This is a genomic window from Ruegeria sp. ANG-S4 (assembly GCF_000814005.1).
Lineage (GTDB): Bacteria > Pseudomonadota > Alphaproteobacteria > Rhodobacterales > Rhodobacteraceae > Ruegeria.
In genome coordinates this window covers 35,081-51,652 of record NZ_JWLK01000005.1, presented here as the reverse complement: position 1 = coordinate 51,652, position 16,572 = coordinate 35,081, and the positions used below count along the sequence as shown (strand labels likewise).

The window sequence follows — 16,572 nt, the reverse complement described above, 5'->3', positions numbered from 1 at the left end:
CACCAAAGTCAGGAGGCAACGCCATGAAGCTCAAACTGGTCACTCTAGCATTTCTGGCGGCGCCAGCTTTCGCGGAAGACCTGCAGCCGCGAACTGGCTGGGAAGTCTTTCCAACGGACAAAACCTATACAGACTTGGTGTCAGATACGGTGGCCGCGATCAAGGAAGGCGGCTTGATCGTGGTGACACAGGCCGGACCGACAAAAGCCGCCGCTTCGCGAGGCATCACAATTCCCGGCAACAGGGTGATTGGGGCATTCAACAACGATTATGCCGTCCGTGTTCTGCAAACGTCGACCGCCGCCATGATCGAAGCACCGGTCCGTTTCTACGTGACGGAAAACGCCAATGGAACGGCGACCCTGTCCTACAAGACACCCAGCTTTGTCTTCGAGCCTTACGCAGATGACGGCGGTGACGAATTGCGCAACATTGCCGATGAACTGGACGGAAGGTTCCAGTCCATTGCGGAAAACGCAGTCAAATAGTCACACTGACGTGATCCGTCTTGCGTCTGGGGCCGCGCTCCGCAATCTGCTGCGGAAGGAACAAATCGGAGCATGACATATGCAAGACCTTGCGCCCCGCGCCGCGGATCTTCTGGCCCAGCGTTTGTACGAGGCCGGGTGCCGTCACGCATTTGGAATGCCCGGTGGCGAGGTTTTGACGCTGGTGGACGCGCTGGAGCAGGCAGGGATCACCTTTCATCTGACCAAGCACGAAAACTCTGCCGGTTTCATGGCCGAGGCTGTTCATCATCGCGACGGCGCGCCCGCAATCCTTGTGGCCACGATCGGCCCGGGCGCGATGAACGGTATCAATGTGGTTGCCAACGCCCTGCAGGACCGGGTGCCGATGATCGTTATAACCGGATGTGTCGATGCAGATGAGGCGCTGATCTACACGCATCAAGTGATGGATCACGGCAAGGTCTATGACTCCATCACCAAAGGCACGTTCGTTCTGACGGCGCAAGGCGCGGATGTGATTGCGGACAAGGCGGTGTCGTTGGCCAATCAACCGCGCCCCGGCCCGGTGCATATCGACGTGCCCATCTCTGTGGCGGATACCCGCGTCCCGGATGTGAAACGCCGCCGATTGGCAAAAGTCCCGCCGGTTGCGCCGTTGGGCGAAAGCCTGGAAATCGCCCGCCGTTGGGTCGCCGAAGCGGAAAGGCCACTGGCGATCATCGGGCTCGACGTTATGTACGACGACTCGCGCTGCGTCGTTCGCGCCTTTCTGGAACATTTTGGCATCCCCTTCGTGACCACCTACAAGGCCAAAGGTGTCGTGCCCGAGGATCATCCGCTGTGTTTGGGCGGCGCGGGTTTGTCGCCGCTTGCCGACACGCATCTTTTGCCGCTGGTCGAGCAGGCTGACCTTGTGCTCTGTCTGGGTTACGATCCGATCGAAATGCGCCCCGGCTGGCGCGAGGTCTGGGACCCGGAGAAAAAGCGCGTCATCGATATTTCGGCCGTGGTCAACGACCACTACATGCATCAGGCCGGGCTGAACCTTGTCGCCGATACAGCCGCGACATTGGAAGCCATCGCCAAGGGCAACCCGGCCCGCGCGACCTGGCCGGCAAAAGAACCTCAGGCGGTAAAAGCAGCGTTGGCTAAGGCCTTTCCGACAAATGAGGAATGGGGGCCTGCCGCCGTCATCGCGGAAAGCCGCGCAGTCCTTCCGCCCGAAACACTGGCCACTGCGGATAGCGGCGCACACCGTATTCTGCTGAGCCAGATGTGGGAATGCGCCGAGGAACGCGGCCTGATCCAGTCTTCGGCTCTGTGCACGATGGGTTGTGCCGTACCGATGGCCATTGGACTGAAACTGGTCGAACCGGATCGCCCGGTCATAAGTTTCTCGGGCGATGCCGGTTTCCTGATGGTCGCTGGCGAGTTGTCGACCGCCGCCGAGATGGGTGGCAATCCCATCTTTCTGGTATTCGTCGACGCCAGCCTTGCTTTGATTGAATTGAAGCAGCGCCAAAGGCAAATGGGCAATCGCGGCGTCGATTTCGGCCATCACGACTTTGCGGCGATGGGCCGCGCATTTGGCGGTTATGGTCGCACCGTGCGCAACAGGGAAGAGTTGCGCGCTGCGTTGGAAGATGCTGTAAAAGCGGACAAATTCACAGTCATCGCTGCAGAAATTGACCGCGGGGGGTATGATGGCCGTATCTGAAGGACCACTCAAGGGCGTCAAGGTCCTTGATCTCAGCCGGATTCTGGCTGGGCCAACCTGCACCCAGTTGCTGGGCGATCTTGGGGCCAGCGTGATCAAGATCGAAAACCCCGCAACGGGCGGGGACGATACGCGGCAATGGGCCCCCCCTTACGTTGAGGATGCAGACGGCAATCAATCCGACCTCAGCGCGTATTTCATGTCATCGAACAGGAACAAGAAGTCGGTGGCGCTGGATATCGCAACACCCGAAGGACAAGCCGAGGTTCGACGACTTGCGGCCCATGCCGACATATTGATCGAAAACTTCAAGCCAGGGGGCCTGGCCAAGTACGGGCTGGATTACCCTTCGCTGTCGCAGGACTTTCCGGGCCTTGTCTACTGTTCGATCTCGGGCTATGGCCAAACCGGCCCCAACGCGTCGAAACCCGGTTACGATCTTATGGCGCAGGGGTATGGCGGTATCATGTCTTTGACCGGTGATCCCGACGGTATGCCGATGAAGGTCGGCGTCGGCATCGCTGATGTGATGTGCGGCATGTACGCCAGCGTCGGTATTCTGGCAGCCTTGCGTCACCGCGACCTGACCGGCGAAGGCCAGCAGATCGATCTTGCGTTGGTCGACACCCAGGTTGCCTGGCTGATCAACGAGGGTGTCAACTATCTGACATCTGGCACTGTCCCGCAGCGGCGCGGAAACGGGCACCCGAATATTGTACCCTATGAGGTTTACCAGACCGTCGACGGGCACGTCATTTTGGCGGTCGGCAATGACGGACAGTTCCGCCGCTTTTGCGACTTTATCGAAAAACCGGAATTGGCAGACGACCCCCGCTTTGCGAAAAACCCGTCCCGCATCGCAAACCGCGATGCCCTGAATGCGGTCCTGCGCCCGGCACTTCAGGCGCTGGATACCAAGACGGTTATTTCCGGGTTAGAAGCGCGAAAAGTGCCAGTCGGACCGGTGCAATCTGTAGATGAGGTCTTTGCCAGCAAACAGGTCGCTGCGCGTCAGATGCAGATCACAATGCAGGCCGAGCCCGGATCGGTTGAATTGATCGGCAATCCGCTCAACCTGTCCCGCACACCAGTTACCTACCGCAGTGCGCCACCGGTTTGCGGTGCCGATACCGAAGCGGTCCTGAGCGCGGAAAACCCGTTCGAAGTTTGAAACACTTTGCCCATTTAGGCGGCAAGTTGCTGAAACATCCTGTTGAATCGGCGATTTTTTTCATTTTTTGAGCACACAGGTTTTCACCAATTCGAGAGCAGGGTCGATACTGTTACGACGCGGTTGCACACTCTGTTACATCGAACAGTGTCAAAAATCGCAATCGGATTGGACCCAATAATGAAACAAGACGTTTTCGGACAGATGAACACCCTGACCCAGCCGGCAAGTGTCGATGCATGGGACGGTGTTCTGCTTGGGTTCATGGCGCACGCAGCTGTAACACCTCAGCATCTGGGAAAGGTGCTGGAGCTTGAGCCTGACTTTGCCCTGGGTCACGCCGTCAAGGGATTGTTCATGGTGCTTCTGGGACGGCGCGAGATGATCGCCGTGGCGGTTGACGCGCTTGCCGCGGCAAAGACATCCATGGATCGGCAACCGGTCACACCACGGGAAAAGCTCTATGTCGAAGCACTGGAGCTTTATCTTTCGGACCTGCCTTCTCAGGCGGTGCAAAAATTCGAGGAGATTCTGCGGGCGCATCCCGAAGACAGTCTGGCAATGAAACTCAGCCACGCAACGCGATTTGTACTGGGTGACGCCGAGGGAATGCGCCGCTCGATTGAGCGTGTTTTGCCGTCTTATGCACCGGACCATGCTGGGCGCGGATACCTGCTGGGCTGTCACTCTTTCGCGCTGGAAGAAACCGGAGCCTATGAGAAGGCCGAAATTGCCGGTCGGCAGGCGTTGTGGATGGTATCAGACGATGCCTGGGGCCTGCATGCTGTCGCACATGTGCACGAAATGACCGGCAATGCGCAGTTGGGCCTCGAGTGGCTGGCCGGGCGCGAAGATGCCTGGTCCCATTGCAATAACTTTCGCTATCACGTCTGGTGGCACAAGGCGCTGATGCATCTGGATCTGGGCCAGGTCGATCAGGTAATGGCGCTTTATGACGACCATATCCGCAAGGACAAAACAGACGATTACCGTGACATATCGAACGCGACTTCGTTGCTGTCCCGGCTTGAACTTGAAGGTGTGAATGTCGGAGACCGCTGGGAAGAGCTTGCCGATCTCAGTGCCAACCGGACCGAGGATGGCTGCCTGATCTTTGCCGATCTCCACTACCTTCTTGCGCTCACCGGCGACAACCGCGCCGATGCGACCGGGCAGATATTGAAGCGTATTCAGAAGGATGCTCAGCGCAACCAGGGTGACACCCCGATGCGCATGTCCGACCCGGGCGTCGCCGCCGCCAAAGGGTTGGAAGCCTTTGGCGACGGGCTTTATGGCGCAGCCTTCGACTTTTTGTCGACGGCGCGTGATGGTATGCAGCTTGCTGGGGGCAGTCACGCCCAACGTGATGTTTTCGAGCGCATCACCATCGATTCCGGCCTGCGCGCGGGCCGTCTGGATGCTGTCGAGCGCATTCTGGACGACCGTCGGGCAAAACGCGCCGGGGGCGAGGACAATTACGCACTGGCGCGCCGCGCATTGATCGACGCGGCTCGCGACAACGGAGACGCACAAAGCGTCCCGGCTGAATAACAAAAAGACGAAAGAAGGACAGAATACGTATGGCGACTTTATCGCCCGCTTCTGATTTTGCGCCCGTGGCGGCCTCGACGGCCGCCCCTGCCCGCACGCGCGACCCGCGTTTGGACTTTTATCGCGGTATCGCGATGTTCATCATCCTGATTGCCCATATTCCAAACGATCCCTGGGCCAAATGGATTCCGGCGCGCTTTGGCTTTTCGGACGCCACCGAGATATTCGTTTTTTGTTCGGGCATGGCCTCGGCCATCGCATTTGGCGGCGCTTTCGCCCGAAAGGGATGGTGGATGGGTACGGCCCGCGTGGCTTTTCGCATCTGGCAGGTCTATTGGGCTCATATCTGCCTGTTCTTTTTTGTGGCTATGTCGATGGCGGCGTTGGACCAGTCGGGGCTATTCGAAAAAACTTACATCTCGTCCCTGAACCTGCAACATTTCTTCAATGACCCAGCGTCGCAAATCGTCGGTCTGTTCACGCTGACATACGTGCCGAACTACTTCGATATCTTGCCGATGTACCTTGTGGTTTTGGCAATGATGCCGCTGTTCATGGGCCTTCACCGGATCGGATTCTGGGCTGTTGCCGTGACATCCGTCGCGATCTGGCTGGTCGCTCAGACAGGTGTTCTGGCCCTGCCGGCCGAGCCTTGGTCGGATCGTCAATGGTTCTTCAACCCCTTTGGCTGGCAATTGCTGTTCTTCACCGGTTTTGCCTTCATGCGCGGCTGGATCCCCGCGCCGCCGGTTTCAAAGACACTGATCTGGGCGGCTGCGCTGTTCCTCGTTTTCTCGATGCCCTTTGGCTCGTGGAAAGTGTTTACCTGGATCAACGCGGCCACCCCCGATCTGGCTGATGAAATCCGCAAGGTCTGGCCGATCACAAAAGAGTTTCGCGACAAAACCGACTTTGGACTGTTCCGCTACCTGCACTTCCTGTCACTTGCCTACTTGGGATGGGTTGTCGCCGGGGAACACGGCCACCGCCTGATCGCGACCGGTCAGAGCATTGGTGCAAAGGTCTGGCAATTCCTGCTGACCGTTATCACCAAAGTCGGCCAACAATCGCTGGCGGTGTTCGTGTTTTCCATGGCAGCAGCGCGACTTATCGGCGTCGGTCTGGACCTGAGTGGGCGGGATGTTGCCACTGTTTTCGTCGCCAACATGATTGGCTTTGCCATGATCATCGGCGTGGCCTATCTGGCCGCGTGGTTCAAGTCACAACCCTGGAAGTCGAAGAAATGAACTTTACACGGCGCGCATTTTTGGCCTCTACCACGGCCCTGGCTCTTGCCCCAGCCGCCTTTGCGACAGGCGGAGACACCCCGTTTCATCGCAATGACGTGATCGAATTGGCCCGCGATCTGGCCAGCCGCCCTTACGAAGAACGCGAAATGGTTCCGCAAGAGTGGCAGGATCTGACCTACCAGCAGTACCGTTCGATCCGGTTCCGGCTGGACCGCGCCTTGTGGTATGAGACCGAGACGCCCTTCAACGTCGACTTTTTCACACCCGGCTTGTATTTCCCGCGCACGGTCAAAGTGTCCACGGTCGAAAACGGCATGACCACACCGGTCGCATTCGATCTTGCCATGTTCGACAAGTCCGAGGATGTGCCGCAACTGCCCATCGACGACACGCTTGGTTTCTCCGGGTTGCGTTTACGCACCGAGATGCATCGCCCCGGCAAAACCGACGAGTTTTGTGTGTGGCAAGGGGCCAGCTATTTCCGCGCCATCGGCCTGCACGAGGTATATGGTCTCTCTGCGCGCGGTCTGGCCTTGAAAACCGGTGACCCGGAGGGCGAGGAATTTCCTGAATTCATCCGCTTTTGGCTCGAGCGCCCGGAACCCGGGCAACGCACGATGGTCGTCCACGCCCTCATGGACAGCCCCAGCGTGACGGGCGCCTATCGTTTCAACGTGACCGCAGGCGCGGATTGTGTGATGGATGTCGAGGCCACGCTGTTCCCACGCGAAGACCTGCCCCATGTCGGCATCGCACCGGGGACGTCGATGTTCCTGTTCGATCAGACCAATCACAGCCGGTTCGATGATTTCCGCCCTGCTGTTCACGACAGCGACGGGCTGTTGGTCCGAAATGGAGCAGGAGAGGTCCTGTGGCGGCCATTGGCCAACCCGACCCGGTTGCAGATTTCATCCTTCGTGGACACGGCCCCGCAAGGCTTTGGTCTGATGCAGCGCAAACGCGAGTTTTCGGACTATGCCGACCTTGAGGCCAATTACCACAAACGCCCAAGCCTTTGGGTAGAACCGAACGGGGACTGGGGCAAAGGGTCAGTCACGCTTGTCGAAATTCCCGCCGATCAGGAAATCTATGACAACATCGTCGCGTACTGGCGTCCCGCCGAAGCCTATGCTGCGGGCAGTCAGGTTGATCTGTCATACCGCCTGATCTGGGGAGAAGAACCCCAACGCACGCCGATGCCCCGTGTCATCAACACTGCAATGGGCGAGAACACGTTTGGCGAAGGCCGTTTGGCCGTGATTGATTTTGAAGACAGCGATCTGTTCGACGACCTAGACGCAGTGACAATCTTTGCCAACTCACCGCATGCCGAAACATCCGATGGTGTGTTGCAACGCAACCCTGATACGGGCGGCGTGAGGCTTGCGTTTTCGTTTGAACCCGGCGACCGCGATCACGTCGAACTGCGCGCACAGTTGCTGGTTGGCAAGCAACCCGCGTCAGAAGTCTGGCTTTATCGTTGGACCACATGAGTCGCGACCTGCATATCATGCCGCCAGAGGCGCCATTGGCGATGCCCGCGCAGGATTTCAGCGCCGGATTCCGCGATGCGCAGGTGCCATCGGGCCCTGCGCGCCGATCTGCCGGCTTTTGGCGCGCACTCGCCTTTTCCCCGGCAATGGCCGCGACTCTGGGCCTTGTTTGGGTCATGAGCGACTGGTTTGGTGCCGAAGGTATAAACCTGATCGAGGGCATACTGCTGGCGCTGATCTCGTTCAATTTCTTCTGGATTTCGTTCACGGTCTGCACCGTTCTTCTGGGCATGGTGTCGTTGTCACGGCAGGAACCGCCCAAACGTCAAAGCCGCGCCCAGCCCCTGCGCGTTGCGTTGCTGATGCCTGTCTACAATGAGGTCCCCTGGAACGTGCTGGGCAATGCCCGCACCATGCTGGAAGATCTGCGTGCTCGCGGCGGCCAGCATCACTATGCCATGTTCATCCTGTCAGATACCCGCGATCCCGAAATCGCTGCACAGGAACAGGCCAGTATCGAGGCATTGCGCACCACGCTCGCCCCCGGTCTTGAGTTGTTTTATCGGCGCCGCGCGGAAAACACTGACCGCAAAGTGGGCAATATCGCCGATTGGGTCAGCCGTTGGGGCGCGGATTGGGATGCGATGCTGGTTCTGGACGCCGACAGCCTGATGACAGGACGTGCCATTCTGCGTCTGACGGATTCGCTGGCACGCGATCCGGGCGCTGGCCTGATCCAGAGCTATCCGCAATTGATCGGTGCGCAATCGGTGTTTGCCCGTATGCAGCAGTTTGCCAACGGCGTCTATGGCATCGCCTTTGCCGAAGGATTGGCGCGTTGGTGCGGGCAAGAAGGCAATTATTGGGGCCACAACGCAATCATCCGAACCGGTGCCTTTGCCAACTGTGCCGGCCTGCCAAAGCTGCGTTCGTTCAATGGTCAGGACAAACTGATCATGAGCCACGATTTTGTCGAAGCGGGGCTTTTGCGCCGCGCAGGATGGGGCGTTAGGTTCCTGCCGCGCATTCGCGGCTCGTATGAAGAAACGCCACCAACGCTTATTGATCACGCATTGCGCGACCGTCGGTGGTGCCAGGGCAATCTGCAGCACCTGAAACTGCTGGGGTCGTCCGGGTTTCGGGCCGTGTCGCGGTTTCACATGTTCCATGGGGCGGTCGGCTATTTGATGTCGCCGCTTTGGTTTGCCTTGCTGGTGATGTGGGCCCTTATCGGTCAGGGCAAGGACGCGTCGGTTCTGCATTATTTCAGCCCGGACAACCCCATGTTTCCGCAGTGGCCGGAAATGTCGGAAACCCGTCATGTGCTGATCATTCTGGTCATGTACGCGATGCTGTTGGCCCCGAAGGTTCTCGGTGTTCTGGCTTTGCCGCTCAGCGGTGTCCGATATTCCGAGTTTGGCAGTGGGCGCCGGTTTTTGACCTCGTTTCTGGCCGAGGTTATTTTGTCGATCCTTTACGCCCCGATCCTGATGGTGCAACAAATGATCGCCGTGTTCCGAACGGCCTTTGGAATTCAGACCGGCTGGTCCCCACAAGCGCGCGATGGCGGCACCTACGGGTTACGTACACTCGTCTGGTGTCACACGCTGGAAACCATTAGCGGGCTTGCCCTGACAATTGGAATCCTTGCCGGGCTGGTCTCCGTTTGGCTGGCACCCATTGCGATCAGCCTCGCTCTGGCCATTCCTTTGTCCGCGCTCAGCGGTGTTTCTGCCGGTACTGCACGACGGATGGTGGGAATGCGCGAGGATTTTGCGGAACCGGCAATTACGCGGTCGGCGCGCTATTATCGGAACGAGCTGAAGCGGCTGGTTGAAGGCAAGGGAACGATGACGCCGGCAGAGTGATCAACTGCCGGGCAACCCCTCGTACCAGTCGACGATCATATCAGCCCAACCGCCTGGCACCGTATGTCCGTCGGGAAACAGCGCAAATTCCAGCGCGCTGCCATCGGCGCAGGTGGTCCAGCGGCGCCGCATGAAATCACCGGTCGTACTGAAACCTGCGGGTTTGTGATCGACACAGCCGTTGGCCTCGCGCCAGATCTCCAGCCCCGCATAGATATCGCCCTGCTGGTAACGCCCACCGCCAAGAAGCCGCCCCTCAAGCGGGACAACGTTGTCGGTCCAGCCATGGGTATGGAACATTCGGATCGGGCCGTCACACGCCTCCGGGTGCGGACGCCAGAACCCACCGGACACTGGCACATAGGCCGAAAAGGTATCTGGCGCATCACATGCCAGATAGTAGACCATGAATGCCCCGGCTGAAAATCCGCCCAGCATGACCCTGCCTGGGTCTATTCCAAATCGGTCCGCGGCATCTTGAACAACCTCGGTCAAAAAAGCTGTTTCATCACGCTCGCCAAAACCGGGGTAGAAATTCCAGCTTTTGGTGCCACCCCTGTCCGGTCTTTCAAGCCCTTCGGGGGCCATGACCGCATACCCCCGTTCAAGCATGGGATCGACAAGTCGTCGGTTATTCATTGTCCCGGAACCGCTGCCGCCGTAGCCATGCAAAAACACCAAAAGCGGGGGATTTTCGGCGTCGGGCAATTCGATGTGATAGCTGCCCATCGGCGTTTCGCAGGTCCCCTCTTGCGGTCCGCAGGCAGCAAAAGCTGCATTTGCGGTGAGGGCAAAGCAAGCTGCCAGCCAGGGTTTCAAAGTCATTATGCGTTTCCCTCGTAATTTCGGACCGGCAAACCGGCGCGCACCCAACCCGGGCCTGCGGCCGACCCCAACATGCCTTCCGGCACGTCGATGATTTGCGCGAATCCCGCCTCGGTCAACCGATTACTCAGCCGGGCCGAGCGGACACCGCGCGCACAAATCAGCGCAATCGGCTGGTCACGATCACCCGACACGAGATCCGACAGGGCCTGCGCGAAATCCTCGCGCCGCATATCCAGCGGGACGGCTCCTTCGCCGATGCCAGTGGTCTGCCACTCTTTCGGTGTTCGGATGTCTACAAGCAGAATGTCGCCTGACACCGCCTGCTCATGCGCCTGCGCCACGTCGATCTGCCCGCCCGCGTAGTCCTGCGGGATAAGGCGGTATTCACGAATGGCAAAGCCAGCCGCGATCGCTGCGCCCGCGCCCAAGATAACCGAGCGTCGTGACTTAATTGCAAACTGCGCCAAGTCTCTGACTCCTGCTAATGCAAAGGCCTTCTAACACACCCTGCGTCAGAATTCCGCGCTGGAATTGCGGGATCGGGATCAAGTTCCCGTCAACAGAAAATGGGCAAATTGACGCGGCAACATCGCCTTAGAACAGTGTGAAAATCTTGCAATATCTGGACAGCAGGAAATTTATGCTTACAAAATTGACAAGTCCTTGACCGCCCAGACCGGAGTATCGCACTTGTCCCTATTCCTTATCGCGGCCCTTCCCTTTCTCGGAGCTGTCTTTCCCGCCCTGCTGATACGGGCAGGCCGGAACGCAGCAGCGTCGGCGGCAGGGTTGACCACATTTTTGGCCTTGATGGGGCTGCTGATACACATCCCAAGCGTGATGCGGGGCGACGTCGTTACTGCCCGGTTTGACTGGATACCCGGGCTTGGCCTGAACGCAAATTTCATGCTGGACGGGTTAGGTTTTCTGTTTGCATTGCTGATTTTGGCCATTGGTCTTTTGATCATTCTTTATGCGCGTTTCTACCTGTCACGCGAAGATCCGATGGGTCAATTCTATACCTACCTGCTTCTGTTTCAAGGAGCGATGGTCGGGATCGTTTTATCTGACAATATCCTGCTTTTGCTTATTTTCTGGGAGCTTACGTCACTCAGCTCGTTCTTGCTGATCGGCTATTGGAAGCACCTGCCCGAGGGTCGCCAGGGCGCGCGCATGGCGTTGGCTGTCACCGGTTCGGGCGGCTTGGCCATGATCGCGGGGATGCTGATCCTTGGCAATATCGTCGGCTCTTACGATCTGAGCGTCATCTTGCGGAACAAGGACCTGATCCAGGCCTCGCCATATTACCTGCCTGCGCTGATCCTGATCCTTCTGGGTTGCTTCACCAAGTCTGCGCAGTTCCCGTTTCATTTCTGGTTGCCGCACGCGATGGCGGCACCGACGCCGGTGTCGGCTTACCTTCACTCGGCCACAATGGTTAAGGCGGGTCTGTTCCTGATGGCCCGCATGTGGCCTGTGCTGGCCGGAACAGATGCCTGGTTTTACATCGTTGCGACAACCGGTCTGGTGACAATGCTGATCGGTGCGGTGATTGCGCTGTTCAAAGATGACCTGAAGGCTTTGTTGGCGTTTTCAACGGTGTCTCATCTGGGGCTGGTGACAATGCTTTTGGGCTTTGGCACAAAGTTCGCGGCCGTGGCCGCAATTTTTCACATCATCAACCACGCCACGTTCAAGGCCGCGTTGTTCATGACCGCCGGGATCGTCGATCATGAGACCGGGACGCGGGATATCAAACGGCTGGGCGGTCTGCGCCATCTGATGCCCGTTACATTCACCATCGGAACGATCGCTGCGCTTTCGATGGCGGGTTTGCCGCCGCTGAACGGGTTCCTGTCGAAAGAGATGATGCTGGAGGAAACCGTCCACACAACATGGCTGCAGTCTCACTATCTGGTACCCGGTCTGGCACTGTTGGCGGCGCTGTTTTCTGCCGCTTACTCGTTCCGGTTCATCAGCCATGTATTTCTCGGCCCGCAGCGGGACGACTACCCGCATACACCGCACGACCCGCCGGTCGGGCTTTGGCTCGCCCCCGCGTTTCTCGTTGTACTTGTCGTTCTGATCGGCCTGTATTCCGCGGCGATTGTCGGGCCATTGGTCGCCGTCGTCTCCAGCGCGGTGATCGGGGGCGAAAAATTGCCCTACTATTCGCTGAAGCTGTGGCACGGATTCACGCCCGCGCTTTACATGTCGGTCGTGGCGACTTTGGGCGGGTTGTTCCTGCTGTCGCTTCACAAACACGGTGAAAAGCTATGGAACGCTTTGCCCCGCCCAGAAGCAAAAACCATATTCGAGGCGATCATTCATGCGCTTACGCAACTGAGCCGTTGGATCACCGACGAACTGCACAACGGCGTTATCAGTCGCTATGCGATCATTCTTGTCGCCTTCACCGTGGGGCTTGGGTACTACGCGTATGCCAGCGGGTCGATCGGCGTCGTCACGCGCGTGCCGTTACCTGCCCAAATCATCCCGATCATAGGCTGGATCTGTTTGGTCGGGGCGACCGTCGCAATCATGTGGTTCCACCGAAACCGCCTGCTGTCTCTGGTGCTGATTGGGGTCGTGGGTCTGATCGTGTCGATGGCGTTCAACTACCTTTCGGCACCTGACCTGGCGCTGACACAGATTTCGGTCGAAGTCGTGACGATGATCCTGTTGCTGCTGTCGCTTAACTTTCTGCCGACGGAAACGCCATGGGACAGCACCGCGCCGCGCAGGTGGCGGGATGCAGCGATCTCGGTCGTAGCAGGGATCGGCGCAGGTGGTCTGATCTATGCGTTGATGATGCGCGACTTCGCCTTCCCGACGATTTCCGATTTTCATCTGGCAAATTCGTACAAAGGTGGCGGCGGCACCAATGTCGTCAACGTGATCCTTGTGGACTTCCGGGGTTTTGATACCTTCGGCGAGATCATCGTTCTGGGTATCGCGGCACTTATCATCTTTGCATTGACCGAAGCGGTTCTGAGCTCGAACGTGCGCGGCTACCTGCTGAACCGCAAGCCGCATTGGCCGCAATCAGGCGACTCGCACCCATTGATGATGGTTGTGGCCACCCGAGTCATGATGCCGATCGCATTGATGGTCGGCGCATATATCTTCTTCAGGGGCCACAATCAGCCCGGCGGTGGCTTCATAGCCGGCCTGATCGTCGCGATTGCGTTCCTGATGCAGTACATGGCCAGCGGTTACACCTGGGCGATTGAGCGGCAGCGGTTCTATTACCACGGCACCATTGGTTGGGGCGTCCTGATTGCTGCCGCGACCGGACTGGGTGCGTGGTTCAACGAGCGTCCGTTCCTGACCAGCGATTTCGGATACATCCACTGGCCACCCCTGGAGGAGTTCGAGTGGGCCACCGCCTTGTTGTTCGACACGGGCGTGTTTCTGGCGGTTCTGGGTGCCGTGATGCTGGCGCTGGACAGCCTGTCGCGGTTTGCGTGGCAACCGGGCATGGCGCAGGAGTTCCCGATGGATATCAACCCTCTGCGGGATACCCCACCTGAAGAAGAACAAGAAAAGGAGCAGGCCTGATGGAAGCCCTCGTCGCCTCAGCCGTGGGCGTTCTTACGGCCGCCGGGATTTTTCTGATCCTGCGCCGCCGCACTTTCCCGGTTATCCTTGGCCTGTCTCTTATCACTTATGCCGTGAATGTATTCCTGTTCGCGACAGGTCGGTTGGCCCTGAACGCCCCGGCCGTTCTGAACAAGTACGAGGAGGTTCCCTATACCGACCCGCTGCCGCAGGCGCTGGTGCTGACAGCCATTGTGATTTCATTCGGCATGACCGCTGTGATCGTGATGATTGCATTAAGTGCCTATTTGTCCGCGAAAGATGACCATATCGACATGAGCGCAAGCGACAGCGTGGACGCGCCGGGAGAAGACGCATGAACCACTGGATCGTTGCGCCGATCGTCCTGCCCGCGATCCTGGCTCCGTTCATTATCATGGTTTTGCGGTACCACCTGGACCTGCAGCGCATCTTTTCGGTCGCTGGTGTCGTCGGTTTGCTTGGCATCGCGCTGACAATCACGGCGCAGGCCTCTGGCGGGGACATTCAGGTTTACGAACTTGGCGACTGGCCCGCACCCTTTGGGATCGTTCTGGTGCTGGACCGTATGTCGGCAATGATGGTGTTGCTGACTGCTTTGTTGGCCCTGCCCATAGTCCTTTATGCAATTGGGTCCGGGTGGGATGACCGAGGCAAACACTTCCACGCGCTGTTTCATTTTCAGCTTATGGGCGTTTGCGGTGCGTTCCTGACCGGCGACGCGTTCAACCTGTTTGTTTTCTTCGAGGTTCTTCTGATCGCGTCTTACGGCCTGATGACGCATGGCGGCGGTGCCGTGCGCCTGAAAGCCGGGGTGCAATATGTCACCTACAACCTGCTGGGATCGACCCTGTTTCTGTTCGCGCTGGGGACCATCTATGGCGTCACCGGCACCCTGAACATGGCGGACCTTGCCATCCGTGTGGCTGAGATTCCGCCTGAAGATACTGCCTTGTTGCGCGTCGGCGCGGTTCTGTTGCTGCTGGTCTTCTGCATCAAGGCTGCGGTTCTGCCCCTGCATTTCTGGCTGCCCGCAAGTTACGCCAACGCGCCGTTACCGGTGGCCGCGCTTTTTGCGATCATGACAAAGGTCGGGGCCTATTCGATCTTGCGTGTCTATACGCTCGTCTTCGGCCCGGATGTGGCGGTGACAGACGGGTTGATCGGCGATTGGTTGCAACCGGCGGCTCTGCTGACCTTGGCAGTCGGTGCGATCGGTATTCTTGGAACGCAACACATCGCCCGCATGGTGGCGTTCTGCGCAATCGCTTCGATGGGAACGCTGCTGATTGCCATTTCGTTGTTCGATGAAACGGCCACTGCCGCAGCGCTGTATTACGTGTACCATTCAACGCTTGCCACCGCGCTGATGTTCCTGGTCGCGGACCTTGTCATGCAACGCCAGGGCGGCGCGATCGAGCCGAAACCACCCATGGCGCAAAGCGGATTGATCTCCAGTCTGTTTTTCGTTGGTGCCATCGCAATGGCAGGAATGCCGCCACTGTCCGGCTTTATCGGCAAATTGCTGGTTTTGGATGCAGCGCGGGATGCACCGGACGCAAACGCAGTCTGGGCCGTAATCCTGATCGGTTCCTTCGTAACCATCGTCGGACTTGCCCGCGCCGGTACGCTGATTTTCTGGAAAAGCCACGACGCAAAAATCGACACGCGTTCCGAACACGAAGACAGCGAGGAAGATGAACCGCCATCAGCACCGGAACCACAGCCCGCACTGGCCTTCACGTCAGTCTTCGGAGCGGTGTTTGGCCTAGTCTTGCTGACCTTGTTTGCCGGACCAGCGCTCGAATACACTCGGAAAACGGCTGAGCAGTTGTTCACGCCATATCAATACATCACGGCCGTCATGGGGAGGGAAGAGTAATGAAATTGCTACACAGAATATTTCCTCACCCGCACCTGACCTTTCTTCTGACAGTGGTCTGGATGCTGCTGGCAAACTCGCCGTCGCTCAACTCGTTGGTTTTTGGTCTTATTCTGGGCATCATCATCCCGTTCATCACCCAACCCTATTGGCCGGATCGACCCAAACTGCGCAACTGGCCGATGGTGGTCGAATACATTCTGGTCGTTTTGTGGGACATCGTTATAGCCAACATAACCGTGGCGCGTATCATCCTGTTCAAACGTGACGCTGACCGGCAACCCAACTGGGTTTGCGTTCCGCTCGAATTGCGGACGCCCGAGGCGATTACGGTTCTGGCCGGAACGATCACCATGACTCCGGGCACTGTCAGCTGCGATTTGTCTGCGCAAGGGCATAACCTGCTGGTGCATTGCCTGGATGCGCCGGACACCGATGCCGTGTGCAAGCAGATCAAGACCCGTTACGAACGCCGCCTGAAGGAGATTTTCGAATGATCGAATATGCAATCTACTTTGCCTTCGCCTGTTTTGGCGCTGCGATCATGATGTGTCTCTGGCGGATCATTACCGCCGATGGCGTCGGAACGCGCGTTCTGGCGCTGGACACGATGGTCATCAATACGATCGCCCTTTTGATCCTGTACGGGATACGGCAAGGCACCGAAATTTTCTTCGAAGCCGCGATGATCATCGCGATGCTGGGCTTCGTTTCAACCGTGGCCTACGCGCGTTTCATGCTGCGCGGCAATATTATCGAATGA

14 protein-coding genes are annotated in these 16,572 nt (G+C 58.3%); 12 read left to right on the top strand and 2 right to left on the bottom strand.

All coding sequences use genetic code 11. From position 1 onward, the window contains the following. Nucleotides 1–23 precede the first annotated feature (23 nt). The 7 genes from RA28_RS13270 (at nucleotide 24) to mdoH (ending at nucleotide 9,520) form a co-directional block, all read left to right on the top strand. Nucleotides 24–488 (top strand): DUF302 domain-containing protein, encoded by a 465-nt coding sequence (locus tag RA28_RS13270; RefSeq protein ID WP_039529678.1) that lies wholly within the window; start codon nucleotides 24–26, stop codon nucleotides 486–488. Between the two features lie 79 nt (nucleotides 489–567). Beyond that, nucleotides 568–2,187, top strand: a complete 1,620-nt coding sequence (locus tag RA28_RS13265; RefSeq protein WP_039529674.1) for a thiamine pyrophosphate-binding protein — start codon at nucleotides 568–570, stop codon at nucleotides 2,185–2,187. Further along, nucleotides 2,174–3,358, top strand: a complete 1,185-nt coding sequence (locus RA28_RS13260; RefSeq protein WP_039531533.1) for a CaiB/BaiF CoA transferase family protein — start codon at nucleotides 2,174–2,176, stop codon at nucleotides 3,356–3,358. Before RA28_RS13265 ends, RA28_RS13260 begins: the two co-directional genes overlap by 14 nt. Nucleotides 3,359–3,538: 180 nt before the next feature. Next, nucleotides 3,539–4,909 (top strand): tetratricopeptide repeat protein, encoded by a 1,371-nt coding sequence (locus RA28_RS13255; RefSeq protein WP_039529671.1) that lies wholly within the window; start codon nucleotides 3,539–3,541, stop codon nucleotides 4,907–4,909. A 29-nt stretch (nucleotides 4,910–4,938) separates the two neighbouring features. Then, complete coding sequence (locus RA28_RS13250; protein ID WP_039529668.1) at nucleotides 4,939–6,156, top strand: OpgC family protein; 1,218 nt, start codon at nucleotides 4,939–4,941, stop codon at nucleotides 6,154–6,156. Then, nucleotides 6,153–7,652: a glucan biosynthesis protein gene (locus RA28_RS13245; protein WP_039531530.1), complete on the top strand. Its 1,500-nt coding sequence runs from the start codon at nucleotides 6,153–6,155 to the stop codon at nucleotides 7,650–7,652. The genes RA28_RS13250 and RA28_RS13245 overlap by 4 nt, the downstream gene beginning before the upstream one ends. Continuing rightward, nucleotides 7,649–9,520, top strand: coding sequence for a glucans biosynthesis glucosyltransferase MdoH (gene mdoH, locus RA28_RS13240; protein ID WP_039529665.1), 1,872 nt, complete (start codon nucleotides 7,649–7,651; stop codon nucleotides 9,518–9,520). The genes RA28_RS13245 and mdoH overlap by 4 nt, the downstream gene beginning before the upstream one ends. Here the strand turns inward: mdoH and RA28_RS13235 are convergent, their stop codons facing one another. Both RA28_RS13235 and RA28_RS13230 read right to left on the bottom strand, forming a co-directional pair. After that, complete coding sequence (locus tag RA28_RS13235; protein ID WP_039529662.1) at nucleotides 9,521–10,345, bottom strand: alpha/beta hydrolase family esterase; 825 nt, start codon at nucleotides 10,343–10,345, stop codon at nucleotides 9,521–9,523. It abuts the gene before it with no gap. Next, entirely contained in the window at nucleotides 10,345–10,815 is a 471-nt protein-coding gene (locus tag RA28_RS13230; RefSeq protein WP_039529660.1) for a rhodanese-like domain-containing protein, read from the bottom strand. The genes RA28_RS13235 and RA28_RS13230 overlap by 1 nt, the downstream gene beginning before the upstream one ends. Before the next feature lie 223 nt (nucleotides 10,816–11,038). Here RA28_RS13230 and RA28_RS13225 point away from each other — a divergent pair, with 223 nt between their 5' ends. The 5 genes from RA28_RS13225 to RA28_RS13205 are packed head-to-tail and all read left to right on the top strand — an operon-like array spanning nucleotide 11,039 to nucleotide 16,572. Further along, the gene (locus RA28_RS13225; protein ID WP_039529657.1) at nucleotides 11,039–13,909 is read left to right on the top strand and encodes a monovalent cation/H+ antiporter subunit A; all 2,871 of its coding nucleotides are present in this window, start codon (nucleotides 11,039–11,041) and stop codon (nucleotides 13,907–13,909) included. Then, nucleotides 13,909–14,268: a Na+/H+ antiporter subunit C gene (locus RA28_RS13220; RefSeq protein WP_039529655.1), complete on the top strand. Its 360-nt coding sequence runs from the start codon at nucleotides 13,909–13,911 to the stop codon at nucleotides 14,266–14,268. The genes RA28_RS13225 and RA28_RS13220 overlap by 1 nt, the downstream gene beginning before the upstream one ends. Further along, complete coding sequence (locus tag RA28_RS13215) at nucleotides 14,265–15,809, top strand: monovalent cation/H+ antiporter subunit D (RefSeq protein ID WP_039529652.1); 1,545 nt, start codon at nucleotides 14,265–14,267, stop codon at nucleotides 15,807–15,809. The genes RA28_RS13220 and RA28_RS13215 overlap by 4 nt, the downstream gene beginning before the upstream one ends. Next, the gene (locus RA28_RS13210; RefSeq protein WP_039529648.1) at nucleotides 15,809–16,306 is read left to right on the top strand and encodes a Na+/H+ antiporter subunit E; all 498 of its coding nucleotides are present in this window, start codon (nucleotides 15,809–15,811) and stop codon (nucleotides 16,304–16,306) included. Before RA28_RS13215 ends, RA28_RS13210 begins: the two co-directional genes overlap by 1 nt. After that, entirely contained in the window at nucleotides 16,303–16,572 is a 270-nt protein-coding gene (locus RA28_RS13205) for a K+/H+ antiporter subunit F (RefSeq protein WP_039529644.1), read from the top strand. Before RA28_RS13210 ends, RA28_RS13205 begins: the two co-directional genes overlap by 4 nt.